General features: G+C 70.1%; 14 protein-coding genes. 6 read left to right on the top strand and 8 right to left on the bottom strand.

The annotated features are described in order from the left end of the window. Positions 1-149: 149 nt before the first annotated feature. The 3 genes from ACIBH4_RS33770 to ACIBH4_RS33760 all read right to left on the bottom strand — a co-directional run bounded on the left by ACIBH4_RS33770 (position 150) and on the right by ACIBH4_RS33760 (position 4,340). Positions 150-1,991: a glycoside hydrolase family 15 protein gene (locus ACIBH4_RS33770; protein WP_362511206.1), complete on the bottom strand. Its 1,842-nt coding sequence runs from the start codon at positions 1,989-1,991 to the stop codon at positions 150-152. Between the two features lie 183 nt (positions 1,992-2,174). Next, complete coding sequence (locus ACIBH4_RS33765; protein WP_362511203.1) at positions 2,175-3,110, bottom strand: siderophore-interacting protein; 936 nt, start codon at positions 3,108-3,110, stop codon at positions 2,175-2,177. Positions 3,111-3,302: 192 nt separating this feature from the next. Further along, positions 3,303-4,340, bottom strand: a complete 1,038-nt coding sequence (locus tag ACIBH4_RS33760) for a CHAP domain-containing protein (protein ID WP_362765389.1) — start codon at positions 4,338-4,340, stop codon at positions 3,303-3,305. Positions 4,341-4,802: 462 nt separating this feature from the next. On the opposite strand from ACIBH4_RS33760, the gene ACIBH4_RS33755 reads away from it, so the two are divergent. Next, positions 4,803-5,252 carry a hypothetical protein gene (locus ACIBH4_RS33755; RefSeq protein WP_362511197.1) on the top strand — a complete coding sequence of 150 codons (450 nt, stop codon included), beginning with the start codon at positions 4,803-4,805 and terminating at the stop codon, positions 5,250-5,252. Between the two features lie 17 nt (positions 5,253-5,269). On the opposite strand, the gene speB is transcribed toward ACIBH4_RS33755, so the two are convergent. Next, positions 5,270-6,325, bottom strand: a complete 1,056-nt coding sequence (gene speB / locus ACIBH4_RS33750; RefSeq protein WP_362765387.1) for an agmatinase — start codon at positions 6,323-6,325, stop codon at positions 5,270-5,272. A 772-nt stretch (positions 6,326-7,097) separates the two neighbouring features. Next, complete coding sequence (locus ACIBH4_RS33745) at positions 7,098-7,265, bottom strand: DUF3073 domain-containing protein (RefSeq protein ID WP_362511191.1); 168 nt, start codon at positions 7,263-7,265, stop codon at positions 7,098-7,100. A 296-nt stretch (positions 7,266-7,561) separates the two neighbouring features. On the opposite strand from ACIBH4_RS33745, the gene ACIBH4_RS33740 reads away from it, so the two are divergent. Next, positions 7,562-7,756: a hypothetical protein gene (locus ACIBH4_RS33740; protein WP_350946211.1), complete on the top strand. Its 195-nt coding sequence runs from the start codon at positions 7,562-7,564 to the stop codon at positions 7,754-7,756. A gap of 2 nt (positions 7,757-7,758) precedes the next feature. Next, positions 7,759-8,094, top strand: coding sequence for a metalloregulator ArsR/SmtB family transcription factor (locus ACIBH4_RS33735; protein WP_350946379.1), 336 nt, complete (start codon positions 7,759-7,761; stop codon positions 8,092-8,094). Positions 8,095-8,194: 100 nt separating this feature from the next. Here the strand turns inward: ACIBH4_RS33735 and ACIBH4_RS33730 are convergent, their stop codons facing one another. After that, positions 8,195-9,382, bottom strand: a complete 1,188-nt coding sequence (locus tag ACIBH4_RS33730) for an FAD-dependent monooxygenase (RefSeq protein WP_362511186.1) — start codon at positions 9,380-9,382, stop codon at positions 8,195-8,197. Positions 9,383-9,724: 342 nt separating this feature from the next. Here ACIBH4_RS33730 and ACIBH4_RS33725 point away from each other — a divergent pair, with 342 nt between their 5' ends. Together ACIBH4_RS33725 and ACIBH4_RS33720 are read left to right on the top strand one after the other, a co-directional pair. After that, positions 9,725-12,040, top strand: coding sequence for a phosphoketolase family protein (locus ACIBH4_RS33725; RefSeq protein ID WP_362765384.1), 2,316 nt, complete (start codon positions 9,725-9,727; stop codon positions 12,038-12,040). A gap of 158 nt (positions 12,041-12,198) precedes the next feature. Beyond that, positions 12,199-12,861 carry a CBS domain-containing protein gene (locus ACIBH4_RS33720; RefSeq protein ID WP_362765381.1) on the top strand — a complete coding sequence of 221 codons (663 nt, stop codon included), beginning with the start codon at positions 12,199-12,201 and terminating at the stop codon, positions 12,859-12,861. 49 nt (positions 12,862-12,910) lie between these two features. Here the strand turns inward: ACIBH4_RS33720 and ACIBH4_RS33715 are convergent, their stop codons facing one another. Further along, positions 12,911-13,435 carry a transposase gene (locus tag ACIBH4_RS33715; RefSeq protein ID WP_362765379.1) on the bottom strand — a complete coding sequence of 175 codons (525 nt, stop codon included), beginning with the start codon at positions 13,433-13,435 and terminating at the stop codon, positions 12,911-12,913. 72 nt (positions 13,436-13,507) lie between these two features. On the opposite strand from ACIBH4_RS33715, the gene ACIBH4_RS33710 reads away from it, so the two are divergent. Then, entirely contained in the window at positions 13,508-14,518 is a 1,011-nt protein-coding gene (locus ACIBH4_RS33710; protein ID WP_362511174.1) for an Acg family FMN-binding oxidoreductase, read from the top strand. Positions 14,519-14,657: 139 nt separating this feature from the next. Here ACIBH4_RS33710 and ACIBH4_RS33705 read toward each other — a convergent pair whose 3' ends face one another. Then, the gene (locus ACIBH4_RS33705; RefSeq protein ID WP_362765376.1) at positions 14,658-15,092 is read right to left on the bottom strand and encodes a DUF1801 domain-containing protein; all 435 of its coding nucleotides are present in this window, start codon (positions 15,090-15,092) and stop codon (positions 14,658-14,660) included. Between the last annotated feature and the right edge of the window lie 61 nt (positions 15,093-15,153).

Below are 15,153 nucleotides of genomic sequence, written 5' to 3'. Positions count from 1 at the left end.
GGGGTTGCGGGGGGGGGGGGGGCCGGCGGGGGGCGGGGCGGGGGCCCCCCCCCCCCCCGGGGGGGCCCCGGGGGGGGGGGGGGCCGCCCCCCCCCGGGGGGGGCCCCCCCCCCCGGGGGGGGGGGGCCCCCCCGCCAAGGGGGAGCGGCTCAGCCCAGGGCGTGGTCGAGGTTGAACGCGGCGCTGATCAGTGCGAGGTGGGTGAAGGCCTGCGGGAAGTTGCCGAGCTGCTCGCCGGTCCGCCCGATCTCCTCGGCGTACAGGCCGAGGTGGTTGGCGTAGGTGAGCATCTTCTCGAACGCGAGCCGTGCCTCGTCCAGGCGCCCGGCCCGGGTGAGCCCTTCGACGTACCAGAACGAGCAGATCGAGAACGTGCCCTCCTCGCCGCGCAGCCCGTCCGGGCTGACCTCGGGGTCGTAGCGGTAGACCAGCGAGTCGGACACCAGGTTCGCGCCGAGCGCGTCGAGGGTCGACAGCCATTTGGGGTCGGTGGGGGAGACGAACTTCGTCATCGGCATCATCAGCACCGAGGAGTCGAGGACGTCGTCGTCGAAGTGCTGGACGAACGCCCGCAGTTCCTCCGACCAGCCGCGCCGCATGATCTGCCGGTAGATCGCGTCGCGGGCCAGTTGCCAGCGGGGCGTGTCGGCGGGCAGCCCGCGGTGGGCGGCCATCCGCATGGCCCGTTCGATCGCCACCCAGCACATCAGCCGCGAGTAGACGAAGTCCTTGCGCCCGCCGCGCGTCTCCCACACGCCCTCGTCGGGCCGGTCCCAGTTGTCGCAGACCCAGTCCACCAGGATGTGGACGTCCTCCCAGAGGGCGCTGGATATCGGCCGGTGCCACTTGTCGTAGAGGTAGACCGAGTCGAGGAGGGCGCCGTAGATGTCCAGCTGGAGCTGGTCCACCGCGGCGTTCCCGACGCGCACCGGAGCCGAGCCCCGGTAGCCCTCCAGGTGGGCCAGCTCGATCTCGGGGAGCTCGGTGCGCCCGTCGACGCCGTACATGATCTGCAGAGGACCCGAGGGGCCGCCGTCGTCGTCGCGGCTGACGTGCCGTGACAGAAACCCCATGAAGGCCTCGGCCTCCTCGCCGAAGCCCAGCCGCAGCAGCGCGTACACGCAGAACGCCGAGTCGCGGATCCAGACGTACCTGTAGTCCCAGTTGCGCTCCCCGCCGATCTGCTCGGGCAGGCTGGTCGTCACGGCGGCCACGATCCCGCCGGTCGGCGCGTAGGTGAGGAGCTTCAGCGTGAGCGCGGACCGGTGCACCATCTCCCGCCACCGGCCCCGGTAGGTCGAGGAGGACAGCCAGCGGCGCCAGTACGCCACGGTCGCGGTGAACTCCTGCTCGGCCTCCTCGATCGGGCACGAGCGCGGCGCCACGTCGTCGCCGAACCTGTCGAGGGCGAACACCGCGCACTCGCCCTCGTCGAGCTCGAACTCCGAGCGCACGTCCTGGCCGTCCGCCTCCAGGACGGTGCTGGACGACAGGGCCAGCGACAGCGACGGCGACTCGAAGACCGCCCGGTCCTGGGACAGGCTCAGGACGTGCGGCTGCCTGCCGTAGTCGAAGCGCGGAGCCACCCGGGCGCGGAACGACAGCGACCCGCGCACGCATCTCACCCGCCGGATCAGCCGGTGCCGGGCGTCGTCGCACGTGCCGCCGACGATCGGCATGAAGTCCTGGACCTCGCCCACCCCGTCGGCGGCGGAGAAACGGGTGATCAGCACGTTGGTGTCGGGGAAGTAGAACTGCTTGGTGCTCGCCGGTGCCCGCGTGCCCAGTTCGAACGATCCGCCCCGGCTCGCGTCCAGGATCGAGCCGAACACGCTGGGCGCGTCGAAGCGGGGGCAGCAGTACCAGACGATGGTGCCGCCGGTGTCCACCAGCGCCGCGGTTCGCAGGTCGCCGATGAGTCCGTGGTCGGCGATGGGCCGGTATCCGCAGGCGCCCGCCGGGTCCTGACGGGCGGATTCCGCTGCCGTCATGCCGGCCTTCTCACGTCGCGAGCGGGGCACCTCACGCCCTCAAGTTACGTGGCCCGGACACCTGCCGGGGCCCCTCCGGCGTCAAGGAGTCGGCAGGTTTCGTGCGGGGGAGGGCAAAGGCGCCCCGGTGAGGGCCACGTCACCGGGCGCCGGTGTGCGTGACGGTATGTGGCAGGCCCCCGTTCAGGCGCTCTCCGAGCGTCCCAGCCGCCAGTAGCCCATGAAGGCCACCGAGGAGCGGTCGACGCCGACCTCCTGCACCAGGTGGCGGCGGAGCAGCTTGACCATGCCCGCCTCGCCGGCCAGCCAGGCGTACAGTCCGTCGCCCTTCGAGGACTCGGGGACCTCCCAGAGGATCTCCGCGTCGACGTCGACGTCCTCCAGCGGGTTCGCGGCGCCGGTGACGGCGCGCTCAGCGGTGAGCGCGCCCAGGGTGTCGCGTACGGCCGGGATGAGCAGGTCGCCGTGGCGGGCTCCCCTGCGGGGCAGCCAGGTGACCTTCACGCCCGGACGGACGTCGAGCCGGAGCGCGTCGGCGGCCTTGGGGATCTCCAGCAGCGCCGTGGTACGCACGGAGCCGGACAGCGACTCGACGATCGCGGCGATGGCGGGCACGGCCGTCTCGTCCCCGGCGAGCAGCAGGTGCGACGCCCCGGCGGGCGGGGCCCACTCCTGGCCGCCGGTGGGGCCGGGGTGTGCGGCGTTGGGGCCGACCACCACGACCCGGTCGCCGGGGGAGGCATGGGTCGCCCACCGGGAGGCGGGGCCGGTCTCGCCGTGCAGGACGAAGTCGACGTCGAGTTCGCGCAGGTCGGGCCGCACGGCGCGAACGGTGTAGGTGCGGATCGGGTTGCGCAGCTCGTCGGGGAGTGCCCGCCACCGCTGGTACCAGTCGGCGCCCTCGCCCAGGGGGGTGATGCTGCCGTCGGGCAGCGGGAGGATCACCTTGATCCGCTGGTCGAAACCGTTGTCGGCGAAGCCGGCCAGATCCTCGCCGCCGAAGGTGACCCGGACGAAGCTCGGGCTGAGCCGCTCCGTCCGCAGGACCGCCACCTGGTGGCCGCGATAGGCCGGGACCTCCGCCGCGCGCTCAAGGGTCTGCTCGCCGCCCGCTGTCATCGTGCCGCCTTCGCCGAGGGAATACCGTCCTCAGCAACTTAGCTTTGCCTAACCTTATTGGGCAACCCGTCGTGACCCGGCGCATGCCCATCCGATGCTGTCTGAGCCTGTTCGATCCCTTTCATTCCTGCAGGTGCCTGCGCGTGCCCAGGTGATCCTGTCGGGCTTCGCCCGTTGGCCGAGGAGGATCGGTCACGCGGCCCGCGCCTCCTCACCCTCGTGTGCCTCCAGCGTGCCGCGCCGCGGCCTCCCCTCCGGGCCCGGCCCGGCGATCCGGGTGCCGACGCGGCCGAAGACGCCGTCGGCGCATTCGGGCAGGCTCGCACGGTACGGCTCGTACGCCCAGCTCGGCCTGCTCACCCGGATCGTCCCGCGGATCCGGGGCGCGTCATCCGGCCGGTCGTCCGGATGGGACACCACGGTCGAAGGGAGCGCCTTCCAGTCCGGAGGTGTCTGCGCGAGAGGGAGTGTCTCGGTGACCGGAGGCATCATGCCGATCCACGGATCGGCGTGTTCCCCCCGCCCGTTCCTCCTGCGGTGCCGCCCCGCCGGGACGCGGGAGGCGCGAAGACGCAGCCGGGACAGGACGAACGTCGTACCGAGGATGAAGACGAGCAGTCCGGCGATCGCGGCGGTCTCCATGGAGACGGGAGACGTTCCAGGCGTTTCCGCAGGGGTGGTCGCGCCGGGGGCGGGCGCGGGACGGACCTCGATCCGCCCGGCCACCTGCGGAACGGTGCCGTCCTTACCCGAGATGGCCGTCAGTTTCTCCTTGACCTTGCGGGGCAGGCCGTAGCCGACGACCTTGCCCTGGTCGCGGGTCTTACGCTTCAGCCAGACCCGGTCGACGTTTCCCTCGATGGTGTGGATCGTTCCACCGTTCACGCTTTCCACGATGCCGACGTGGTCGATCCCCTTGATGTCCTTGCCACCCGACCAGTCGAAGAAGACCAGGGCCCCCGGCTCCGGCGTCCGCGTCCACGCGCCGTGGTTCTCGAACCAGCGGGCCTGCGAAGGGGTCCAGGCGAACTGCCCCACGTACTCCTGCACACCCGCCTTCTCCGCCGCCCAGGCGATGAACATCGCGCACCAGGGGGCCGTCCTGTACTGCGGGTCCTGGGCCACGTTGACCGCGTACCACTCGCCGAACTTGCTGTGCTGGCCCGGCCCCTCCCGGTACCCGAGTTCGGGCTTGATGGTCCTGAGCAGATCGTCACCGATCGGATCCATGGCTGTGAGCCACCCCGTCCACTCTCCTCCACCCTTCAGAGAAGGGGGCGCCGTCCGACAAAACTGGACTGTATGCGCAGAAAAATTGAGAAGTAGGGCTATTTGTGGAAAAAGCCGAGCTGAGAGGCTGTGTCATACCGGATCCGGTGAAAAGCGGGAAACGCGTCGCCGCAGCACGTACCATCGTCTGGCCGTCCGCCCCGGTCCCGGCGCGACACCACAGCCCGATGTCCGGCGACGGGTGAGGTCCGGGACGTCGGCGGCTCTCTCACTTTCCGGGCATATCTCGACTCACCCCGCGCTCACCGGTCACACCGGTACGCGTCCCGCCTATCAGAGTCCATCGGGTCGAATAGCATGTGATCGCACGTGCGCGGCATGCGTGGGTGCCGGCGCCGAGACCTTCCCCCTTTTCCTCCCGGTCCGGTGACACTGGAGACGCGAAGGCGGAATGGGTTTTCCATGTTCGACGACAAGACGCAGGAGACCCTCCGCCGCCTCCTGGACCTCGCCGAGCACCCCGCGACCCCGCAGGCCGAGCGCGCCCTGGCCGTCGCGCGGGTCCGTGCCCTCATCATGGTGCCCGAGGGCGACGCCCGCCGGGCACCGGTCACCCCGGCGATGGAGGCGGGAATCCTCAGCAGGGTCAGGCCGCTCGCCCACCGGGTCGACGAGGACCTGGTGAACGAGATACACGGAGACCTCTACGCCTTCAGCACCCGCTACCGGGTGATCGGTGAACTCGCCGAGGAGATCGCCCTCCTGCTGGAGCGCTGGAGCGCCGTCGTCCCGCAGAAGCGTCACCGCCACGAGGAGGCCGTCAGGACCGCGGTCTCGAAGCTCGTCTACCTGCTGGAACGCCGAGACCTGTTCCGCAGGCCCAGATGGGGCAACCGCCCGAGGACCAGATAGGCATCTGGGCGGGCGAGTCAGCGGTCCTGCCCGCCCGGCCGGTCGGCCCCGCGGTCCGGGCGCTCGGCGAGCAGTGGCAGCAGCGGGTTCCAGACGGTCCCGTCCCGGGCGTCGCGCCGCCGCCGCGCGATGGCGCTCAACGCCTCAAGGACCACGCGGTTGGCCAGCGCGGCGGTGATGTCGGCGTGGTCGTAGGGCGGACTGACCTCCACGATGTCGACGCCGACGACCGGCAGCTCCAGGCAGATGCGCCGTACGGAGTCCAGGAGCTGGCGCGCGGTGATGCCACCTGGCTCCGGGGTTCCCGTGCCAGGGGCGTGACCCGGATCGCACACGTCGATGTCGACAGACAGGAAGACGCCGTCACACTCGTCGACGGCGATGGCGAAGGCCTCGGTCAGGCACTCGTCCAGGCCGCGGTGCACGATCTCGGTCATCTCGTACGAGCGCATCGCCCGTTCGGCCATCCAGTCCAGCGTCTCCGGCGGCGGCCAGTAGCCGCGCAGGCCAACCTGCAGGAAGCGGTCGCCGCGCAGCGCCCCCGACTCGATGAGCCTGCGCATCGGCTGCCCGTGGCCCCACAGCGAGCCGAACTCGATGTCGCCGGTGTCCGCGTGGGCATCAAAGTGGATCATCGAGATCCGGCCGTGCCCGAGGACGTTGGCCACTCCCTTGGCGTCGGGGAAGGCGATCGAGTGGTCACCGCCCAGGATCACCGGGATGGCCCCCGAGCGGGCGACCTTCTCGACGGCGGACTCCAGGGCGGCCAGTGACGTCGAGATGTCGCCCGGTGGCATCTCGACGTCACCCGCGTCCAGGACGCGCAGGTCGCGCAGGCCGTCGGTGCGCAGCGCCAGGCTGGGGCGCGCCCCGTCGTGCGGCAGGTAGTCGGTCATCCGGATCGCCTGTGGTCCGAAGCGCGCGCCGGGCCGGTGTGAGGTGCCGCCGTCGAACGGCGCGCCCACGATCACGACGTCGGCGCCCGCGTAGCTCGCGGGATCGTCCAGCGAGCACCGTTCTACGCCGAGGAAGGTGATGTCAGGCCCGAACTGGGGTCCGTAGCGGTTCGTCACTGTTCCTCCGGCGGGAAGGTTCCGGCCCGCGCGTGCCGCGGTCCGTGGCCGCCGGGTACGGCTCGCGAGGTGGCTCCGGCCACCCAGCAGGAGATCGTCATGGGGAACTCCACCCGCTCATGTCCATCGGACCAGTCAGCATAACCGGACAAGTCAGGACATGCGTTAACCGTGCTGTCTGTCCAGAGGGCTCCGGCGATCCCGGGCGAGAGGCCGAAAGGCATGCTGAGGCGCGGTGGCGCGGTGGCGCGGTGGCGCGGTGGCGCGGTGAAGGCGGGAGGTGAATGGTGGCCGTGACCCGGGGAGACTTTCCGCCCACGCGAGGCACGACCTCGCGCGATCCGGCGATTCGTCCCGGGGCCACGGCGTGTGAACTGGCAGATCCCGGATGCACGGCGAGGAAGGGAAGCCGGTCACCGAGAGATGAATGGGACCCGCCAGAGCTCTCCGTCGACGCGCTGACCGGGAGTGCGACCGCGACGCTGCGGTACGCACAACCGTGACGGTAAGCAGCCCTGGGCGGGTGCCTCAATGATGTTGCCGGATGTTGCGCGGAATCCGCCCCGGCGCGGCGGACACCGCCTCGGGGGTTCACCGCCGATCGATATGTTCCTCGGGCGGCTCACGGCCGCTCGATACGCCGAAAAGAACCCTCACGACGGAGCCGCCAGGCCAGGGGGCGGACTCCGTCGGTGTCATGGCGGCCGGGCGGGGCCAGCCGGGGCAGCCGGGGGCAGTCGGGGGCAGTCGGGGGCAGGGCCCGTCCGCGGTGTCACCTGCCGGTGGGCTCGCCGGTGGGGTCGTCGGCCTCGCTCTCCGGCGCGGGATCGTCGCCGGCGCCAAGCTCCTTGCGCAACCGGTCAAGATCCATGTTGTGGCTGCTGTACTTCAGCTCACGGGCAACCTTCGTCTGCTTAGCCTTGGCTCGGCCCCGTCCCATTGGCTGTACTCCCTCGCGCAGGCCGTGCTCGGCCCCTCGTCACTGTCGCATCGCCGGCTGGCGCGCTCTGACGCCGCAGGTCAGCCTGCGGTAGCCGTACCAAGTATCCCGCTTCGCGGTCGATCCGTCATCGATCGGGCTCGAACCGGCCGCGGGCCCTGGTTGAAAACGGCCTTCGCCATCATAGCCAACGTCATTACGATTTGAAGAATTGTGCAATTTGCCACATCATGAGGAACGGTGTGCCGATAAAACCAGACGCCGGGGAGTGACTTGATCCACGGGAGATGGGGGACATGAGCGAGTTCGCGGCGGAGCTACGGGCACGCATCGCCGATGTCGACGGCGAGCTGGAGCTCATGCGCCAGGCCTTCGACGACCACGCGATCGAGGTCCTGTCCGGGCGCCTGGAGAACCTGTTGCGCATCGCCGACCAGCACGGCGTCGACGTACGACACGCCGGTGGCGGGCCTGCCGCCGGGGCTGCCTGATCATGCCGGTGCCGCTGCACCAGGCCAAGGCCGAATTCTTCCGTACCCTCGGCCATCCGGTCCGCATCCAGGTCCTGGAGCTCCTCCAGGACGGCCCCCGGCCGGTGCGGGACCTTCTGAGCGCCATCGACGTCGAGGCCTCCAACCTCTCCCAGCAACTCGCCGTGCTGCGCCGCGCGGGAGTCGTGACCGCCACCAGGGACGGCGCCACCGTCGTCTACGCCCTGTCCACCAGGGACCTGGCCGACCTGATGTCCGTGGCGCGATCGATCCTGGCCGAGGTTCTCGCCGAGCAGGGCGAACTGCTCGCCGAGCTGCGTGCCGAGGCCGGCAGATGAACGGGGCCCCGCCGGAGCGCGGCGGCGAGCCTCGCCGAGGCTTCGCCTGCGGGTGAGCCCGCCTGTCAGGCCCGCCGTGTCCGCGGCCGGGATCACCGTTTCAGTCCGCCACGGCGGTCTCGGGGTCATGGCCGTAAAGCCAGGCGCTCTGCCGGAGCGGAGTGCTGGCGGCCAGGGCCGCGTCGCGTTCCAGCTGGGCGGGCCCGTCGGGCAGATGGTTCAGCACCTCGCGGCCCCGGCTCATCAGCTGCACCTGCGAGGCCCGGGGCCTGCGGATCCTCTCGTAGCGGGCCAGCGCCTCCGCCGCCGTCTCACGGGTGGCCTCGCGCAGGCAGATCGCGAGCACCACCGCGTCCTCGACCGCCTGGGCGGCGCCCTGACCGAGGAAGGGCAGCATCGAGTGGGCGGCGTCCCCCAGCAGGGTCACCCGCCCCGACGTCCAGCGTTCCAGGGGAGAGCGGTCGTACAGGGCCCAGCGCTTGGTCTCGGTGGCCGCGGCGATCAGCCCTCTCAGCCGAGGGTCCCAGGTCTCGAACTCGCCCCTCAGGTCCTCAAGCCGCCCGTCGGCCGTCCACGACTCGACGCGCCACTCGCCCGCGGGCACGATCGCGACGACGTTGATCAGCTTTCTGTCCCTGATGGGATAGTGGACGAAGTGGCGCCCCGGCCCCAGCCAGAGTGTCTGCACCCGGCGCACCGCCAGCTCAGGGGCCCGCTCGGCGTCGATGAGGCACCGGTAGGCGCAGAGCCCGGAGAAGCGCGGGGGCTCCTCGTCGACGATCGTGGGCCGGACCGCCGAGTGGATGCCGTCGGCGCCGATCACCGCGTCGGCGACCACCGTCGCCCTCGCGCCTGTGGCCGTGCCGAAGGTCAGCTCGACCCCGTCGGGGGCCTGCCGTAGCACCTCCAGTCGCCGATCGGTCCTGATGACGTCCTCGGGCAGCGCCCTCAACAGCATGTCGAGCAGGTCGGCGCGGTGCGCGACGTAGAAGTCGCTGCCGTACAGCCGCCGGCACTCCTCGCCCATCGTCTGGGAGGCCAGCACCCGGCCGTCCTCCCAGCGCCTCAACTCCCAGGCGGCATCCATGGGGACGGCGAAGGAGGCCAGCCGCTCGCCGAGCCCGGCCCGCACCAGAGGGCGGACCATGTTGGGGCTCACTCCGATCCCCGCTCCCACCTCGCGCAGCTCGGCGGCCTGCTCGTACACGACGGCCTCGACACCGGCCTGCCGCAGGAGCAGGGCGGCGGTCAACCCGCCGAGACCTCCGCCGACAATGGCGACCTTCACTCAGGGGCTCCTCTCGTCGGATGGCGTCTCACCCCGAGGTACCGCTGTGCTCCCGGGGCGGCGTCCCGATGCTCCCGGCGATGTGAACCGCGGCGACTTCGAACGCGTCCGTACGGCACTCCCGGCTCACCCGGAGATCTTCGTCCATTCCATCCCGATCCGGTAGGGGGAAGGAGCTGTCGATCATGGCGAGGCGAGGTCCGGTGGTGGTTCCACGCGCCTGCCCCCGCCCCCGTTGGTCCCTGTACGCCCTCGTGCGTGTGGTGCGCCCGCGCCGCGCGATGTGACGAACGTGTTCGCCGTATCGGGGTTTGAACGCCTCAGTCGAGGAACTGTCGATGTATGGACGCACTCGCGCATGTCGACGCCTACTGGCGCGCGGCCAACTATCTGTCGGTCGGTCAGATCTACCTGCTGGACAACCCGCTGCTGACCGAGCCGTTGCGGCCCGAGCACATCAAGCCGCGGCTGCTGGGACACTGGGGGACCACTCCGGGACTGAACTTCTGCTTCGCCCACCTGAACCGGATCATCACCGAACGCGACCAGGACATGATCTATATCGCCGGTCCGGGCCACGGCGGCCCGGCGGCGGTGGCGCATGCCTGGCTGGAAGGTTCCTACACCGAGTGCTATCCCGACATCTCCCGTGACGGGGAGGGGATGCGGCGGTTGTTCCGGCAGTTCTCCTTTCCCGGTGGCATTCCCAGCCATGTGGCGCCCGAGACGCCTGGTTCGATCCACGAGGGCGGGGAGCTCGGGTACGCGCTGGTGCATGCCTACGGGGCCGCGTTCGACAACCCGGAGCTGGTGGTGGCGTGTGTCATCGGGGACGGAGAGGCCGAGACCGGGCCGCTGGCGGCCAGCTGGCACTCCAACAAGTTCCTCGATCCAAGCCGTGACGGCGTGGTGTTGCCGATCCTGCACCTGAACGGCTACAAGATCGCCAATCCCACCGTGCTGGCCCGTATTCCGGAAGAAGAGCTCCTCGCGCTGATGGAGGGGTACGGATACCGTCCGCACGTGGTGGCCGGGGACGAGCCCGAGGCGATGCACGAGCTCATGGCCCAGACGCTGGAGACGGTCTGGGAGCAGATCGCCGACTACCGGCGGGGACGGACCGACCGGCTACCGATGATCGTTTTGCGGACGCCGAAGGGGTGGACCGGCCCCAAGCGGGTCGACGGCCTGCCGGTGGAGGGCACCTGGCGCTCGCACCAGGTGCCGCTGTCGGGGGTGCGCGACAACGGCGAACACCTGGCGATGCTGGAGCAGTGGATGCGCTCGTACCGGCCGCAGGAGTTGTTCGACGCCGACGGGCGGCCGGTGGCCGAGATCCTGGCCACAGTGCCCGAAGGGCCGCTGCGGATGAGCGCCAACCCGCATGCCAACGGCGGCGAACTGCTGCGACCGCTGGCGTTGGGCGATTTTCGCGAGCACGCGGTCAAGGTCACCTCACCGGCCACCGCCAGCAGTGAGCCCACCCGGGTGCTGGGTGAGTTTCTGCGCGACGTCATCGCCGCCAATCCCGAGACCTTCCGGCTGATGGGCCCCGACGAGACCGCCTCCAACCGGCTGCAGGCGGTCTTCGAGGTCACCGACCGCGCCTGGAACGCCGAGATCCGCGATGGGGACGACCACCTCCAGGCGGGTGGCCGGGTGATGGAGGTGCTCAGTGAGCACCTGTGTCAGGGCTGGCTTGAGGGCTACCTGCTGACCGGCCGCCACGGGTTGTTCAACTGCTACGAGGCGTTCATCCACATCATCGACGCGATGTTCAACCAGCACGCCAAGTGGCTGGAGTCCTCGCGGAAGATCGGCTGGCGTCGCCCGGTGGCCTCGCTGAACTATCTGCTGTCGTCGCACGTGTGGCGCCAGGATCACAACGGTTTCTCCCACCAGGACCCCGGCTTCCTGGACGTGGTGATGAACAAGAAGGCCGAGGTGGTGCGGGTTTATCTGCCGCCGGACGCCAACACGCTGCTGTCGACGGCCGATCACTGCCTGCGCTCGCGCGACTACGTGAACGTGATCGTGGCGGGTAAGCAGCCGGTGCTGGATCTGATGGGGATGGACGAGGCGATCGCCCACTGCACCCGAGGGCTGGGCATCCTGGAGTGGGCCAGCACCGACGCCGGCGTCGAGCCGGATGTGGTGCTGGCGTGCGCGGGCGACGTGCCCACCCTGGAGACGCTGGCGGCGGCCGCGCTGCTGCGTGAGCATCTGCCCGAACTACGGGTCAGGGTGGTCAACGTGGTGGACCTGATGCGGTTGCAGCCGCCGTCGGAGCATCCGCACGGCATGTCGGACGCGGACTTCGACACGGTGTTCACCGCTGACCGGCCGATCATCTTCAACTTCCACGGCTATCCGTGGCTGATCCATCGTCTGACGTATCGGCGCAACGGTCACGAGAACATCCACGTGCGGGGTTACAAGGAGGAGGGCACCACGACCACGCCGTTCGACATGGTCATGCTCAACGACATCGACCGGTTCCATCTCGTGATGGACGTCATCGACCGGGTTCCCGGGCTGGCCGAGCGGTCGGCGCACCTGCGCCAGCACATGGTCGACGCCCGCCTGACCGCCCGCGCCTACACCCGCGAGCACGGTGAGGACCTGCCCGAGATCCGCGACTGGACCTGGCCCCACTAAAGAACCCGCCCCGGTGCCCCGCGTCCGCCCTGGGACGGGTGCGGGGCACGAGATGGCAGATCATCGTCGCGCGCAGACCATAAGTCCTCCTGTTCAGGGACTTTCGCCGCTGACGCCCCCAGGACCGCCTTGCGATGCTCGTCGTGAGGAGGTGCGTCATGAAGGTCAGGGAAGTCATGGGCGGCACGGCGATCGCGGTGCGGCCGGAGGCGACGTTCGCCGAGATGGTCGACGCCATGCGACGCTTCAAGGTCGGCGCGCTCACCGTCATCGACGCCGACGATCATCCCATCGGCGTGGTCTCCGACGATGATCTTCTGCTCAGGGAGACCGATTCGGGCGCGCGCGCCGGCGGCGTCTTCGACAGTCACAAAAGACGCCAGGAGCACCGTAAAGCCGCGGGCGGCACGGCCAGGCAGATCATGACCACCCCCGCGATCACCATCACGAAGGACGCCGCCGTCCGGGACGCGGCACGGCTGATGCACCGGCATCGGATCAAGCAGCTACCGGTGATCGACGCGGTCACCGGGCGTATCACCGGCACCGTTCACCAGAGCGATCTGCTCAAGGTCTTCGCCCGCCCGGCCGAGGAGATCGAACGCGAGGTCGCCGAGGTCCGTGACCGGCTCGCCGTCGCCCCGGAGGCGATGAGCGTGGCCGTCGAGGCGGGGGTGGTCACGCTGAGAGGGCAGCTCCCCTTCCGGTCGCAGATCGCGCCCCTGGTCGCGGCGGTCGGCGAGATCGAGGGTGTCCTCGAGGTCGAGAACGCCCTCACCTGCCGATCCGATGACCTCGTTCCCGTTCCGCCGTTCCTGTGACAGGGGTGAGACCGTGACTCCTCCGCTCCCTTCAGGGAGCGGCTTCTCGTTAAGCCGCTCGCGCGACGTCGCGAAGGGCAAGCCCTGCCCTGAGGATGTTGGTCGCCGCGTTCACGTCGGCGTGCGCGGCATGCCCGCACGATACGCACCGGAACTCGGCTTGGGTGGGGCGGTTGCCCTTCGTGCAGTGCCCGCATCGGGCGCAGGTGCGGGAGGTGTTGGCGGGGTTCACCGCGATCAGCTCTCGACCGGCGCTTTCAGCCTTGTCCGCGAGGATCGTCAGGAACACCCCCCAACCCGCGTCCAGGATGCTGCGATTGAGACCGGACTCGGCCGCCACGTTACTGCCGGGCGCCTGAGGCGTGCCGGACGCCGAGCGGGTCATGTTCGCGATCCGCAGGTCCTCGTGCACGATCACGTCGTAGTCGCGAACCAACGCGAGGGCGGCCTTGACGCGGGCGAAGAACGCGGCGAACGCCTTGTCCAGGCGGCGCAGGGTGGCCTGCTGGGAGACCGTATCGAATACCGGAAAGAGGCGACGCGGAATGCGCGAACCTGTCAGGCCACTACACACTCGGGCCTGGACGGCCCTCCCGCTCCCGATTCCCCCGTCGCCTGAAGGCGACGGTCCCCTCGGGAGGAACTGATGGACAAGGGGAAGATCATGAACGTCCGCACCGGCGAGGAGATCACCTCGGTGATCCGCACGGCGCTTCAGGCCGCCACGTGGGCACCGTCGGTGCACAACACCCAGCCGTGGTCCTTCGGTGTCGACGGCGACGAGATCGCGTTGCGCGCCGACAGCGACAGGAAACTGCGGATCGGTGACGCCGCCGGCCGGGAGATGCTGATCAGTTGTGGCGCGGCCCTGATGAACGTGCGGCTCGCGCTGCGCGCGCTCGGCTACGAGCCGCACGTGCGTGTGCTGCCCGACCCCGACCGCCCGGCGCTGCTGGCCACGATACGGCCGGGAGCGGCCATACCCGCCGACGAGAGCGCCCGGCTGTTGTATGCCGAGATCGAGCGTCGCCGCACCCACCGGGCCGGTTTCACCGAGCTGCCCGTCCCGGAGCGTCTTGTCGAGACGCTGGTGGCCGAGGCGGACGGTGAGGGGGCGCGGCTGACACCGGTCCGCTCCGAGGCGGCGATCCGGGTGCTCGCCGCGATCACCTGCGCCGCCCAGGACGTGCAGTCGCAGGACCGGGCGCTGTCGCTGGAGCTGATCCGCTGGGCGCGGCCGCCGGGTAGCGCCCGCGCGGACGGGGTCCCGGCCGAGGGCTACCCGCGCACTCCCCGGCGGACCCGCCCGCACTTCGCCCAGCGTGACTACACCCACGGCCATCCCTGGGGCAGCGAGAGCGACCAGTTCTTCTCCGTCTCCACCGGTGTCGTGGCGGTCCTGACCACGAAGGGCGACTCCCGCGAGGACTGGATCACGGCCGGTCAGACGTTGCAGCGCGTCCTGCTGCGCGCCTGCGCCCACGGTCTCAGCGCGGCCTTCCACACCCAGGCTCTGGAGATTTTTCACCTGCGGGAATTCCTGCGTCAGGAGTTGTGCTCGCAGGAGTACCCCCAGATGATCATGCGTCTGGGCGTCACCTTCGACGAGGGCAAGGGAGTCCGCCGGCCGGTCACCGACATGCTGGAAGAACGCTGACCGAACCGCGAGGCGGTCAGGAAGGCCGTGGATGCGCGCCTCGGGCGGCGTCGCCTTTCCCGGGTCGCGCGGGGTCACCGGCAGGCGTGCCGTGCCGCGAAGCCACCCTCGAGGGCCGGGCAGTGGTGATCGTCGGCGCTCACCCGGCCCGGTCGACGCCCCTGTGCACCCGAGCCGCGCGGTCGACGAGCTCACGCAGTGCGCTCTCGTCGACGTCGTCGAGCCTTTTCAGGTAGAGACAACCTTTTCCGGCTTTGTGAGGACCCAGCCGGGTGAGCACCGATGCGTATCGCTCCTCGAACCCGCCGATCAGGTAGACGACGAGATGCTGCTTTCGCGGCGAGAAGCCCACCAGAGGCCAGTCGCCCGTGCGCCCGCTCTCGTAGGTGCGATGGTAGCTGCCGAAGCCGACGATGCTCGGGCCCCACATCACCGCGGGCTCACCGGTCACCTCGCACAGGACCGCGCGCAGGCGCTCCGCGTCGGCTCGCCGGCGTTGGTCGGGGACCGTGGCCAGAAAGTCGTCGGCGCTCACGCCGGTCGGAACCGTCACCGGCTGTTTCGATGTGGCCATGGAGGCATGCTGCCACGCCGGTGCGACAAAAACCTCGTGAGGTACCGGGACCGCCGCAAGG

It is taken from the genome of Streptosporangium sp. NPDC050284, assembly GCF_044459525.1.
In the GTDB taxonomy this organism is placed as follows: Bacteria; Actinomycetota; Actinomycetes; order Streptosporangiales; family Streptosporangiaceae; genus Streptosporangium.
Note: the sequence above shows the minus strand (reverse complement) of the source record. Positions and strands in the feature narration are given on the sequence as shown.

Excerpts from the sequence above, each read along its gene's own strand:
- ACIBH4_RS33735 (WP_350946379.1), top strand. The coding sequence starts at position 7,759 with ATGCCGGTGCCGCTGCACCAGGCCAAGGCCGAATTCTTCCGTACCCTC.
- ACIBH4_RS33705 (WP_362765376.1), bottom strand. The coding sequence starts at position 15,092 with ATGGCCACATCGAAACAGCCGGTGACGGTTCCGACCGGCGTGAGCGCC.
- ACIBH4_RS33755 (WP_362511197.1), top strand. The coding sequence starts at position 4,803 with ATGTTCGACGACAAGACGCAGGAGACCCTCCGCCGCCTCCTGGACCTC.
- ACIBH4_RS33710 (WP_362511174.1), top strand. The coding sequence starts at position 13,508 with ATGGACAAGGGGAAGATCATGAACGTCCGCACCGGCGAGGAGATCACC.
- ACIBH4_RS33740 (WP_350946211.1), top strand. The coding sequence starts at position 7,562 with ATGAGCGAGTTCGCGGCGGAGCTACGGGCACGCATCGCCGATGTCGAC.
- ACIBH4_RS33765 (WP_362511203.1), bottom strand. The coding sequence starts at position 3,110 with ATGACAGCGGGCGGCGAGCAGACCCTTGAGCGCGCGGCGGAGGTCCCG.
- ACIBH4_RS33760 (WP_362765389.1), bottom strand. The coding sequence starts at position 4,340 with ATGGATCCGATCGGTGACGATCTGCTCAGGACCATCAAGCCCGAACTC.
- ACIBH4_RS33770 (WP_362511206.1), bottom strand. The coding sequence starts at position 1,991 with ATGACGGCAGCGGAATCCGCCCGTCAGGACCCGGCGGGCGCCTGCGGA.
- ACIBH4_RS33720 (WP_362765381.1), top strand. The coding sequence starts at position 12,199 with ATGAAGGTCAGGGAAGTCATGGGCGGCACGGCGATCGCGGTGCGGCCG.
- ACIBH4_RS33725 (WP_362765384.1), top strand. The coding sequence starts at position 9,725 with ATGGACGCACTCGCGCATGTCGACGCCTACTGGCGCGCGGCCAACTAT.
- ACIBH4_RS33745 (WP_362511191.1), bottom strand. The coding sequence starts at position 7,265 with ATGGGACGGGGCCGAGCCAAGGCTAAGCAGACGAAGGTTGCCCGTGAG.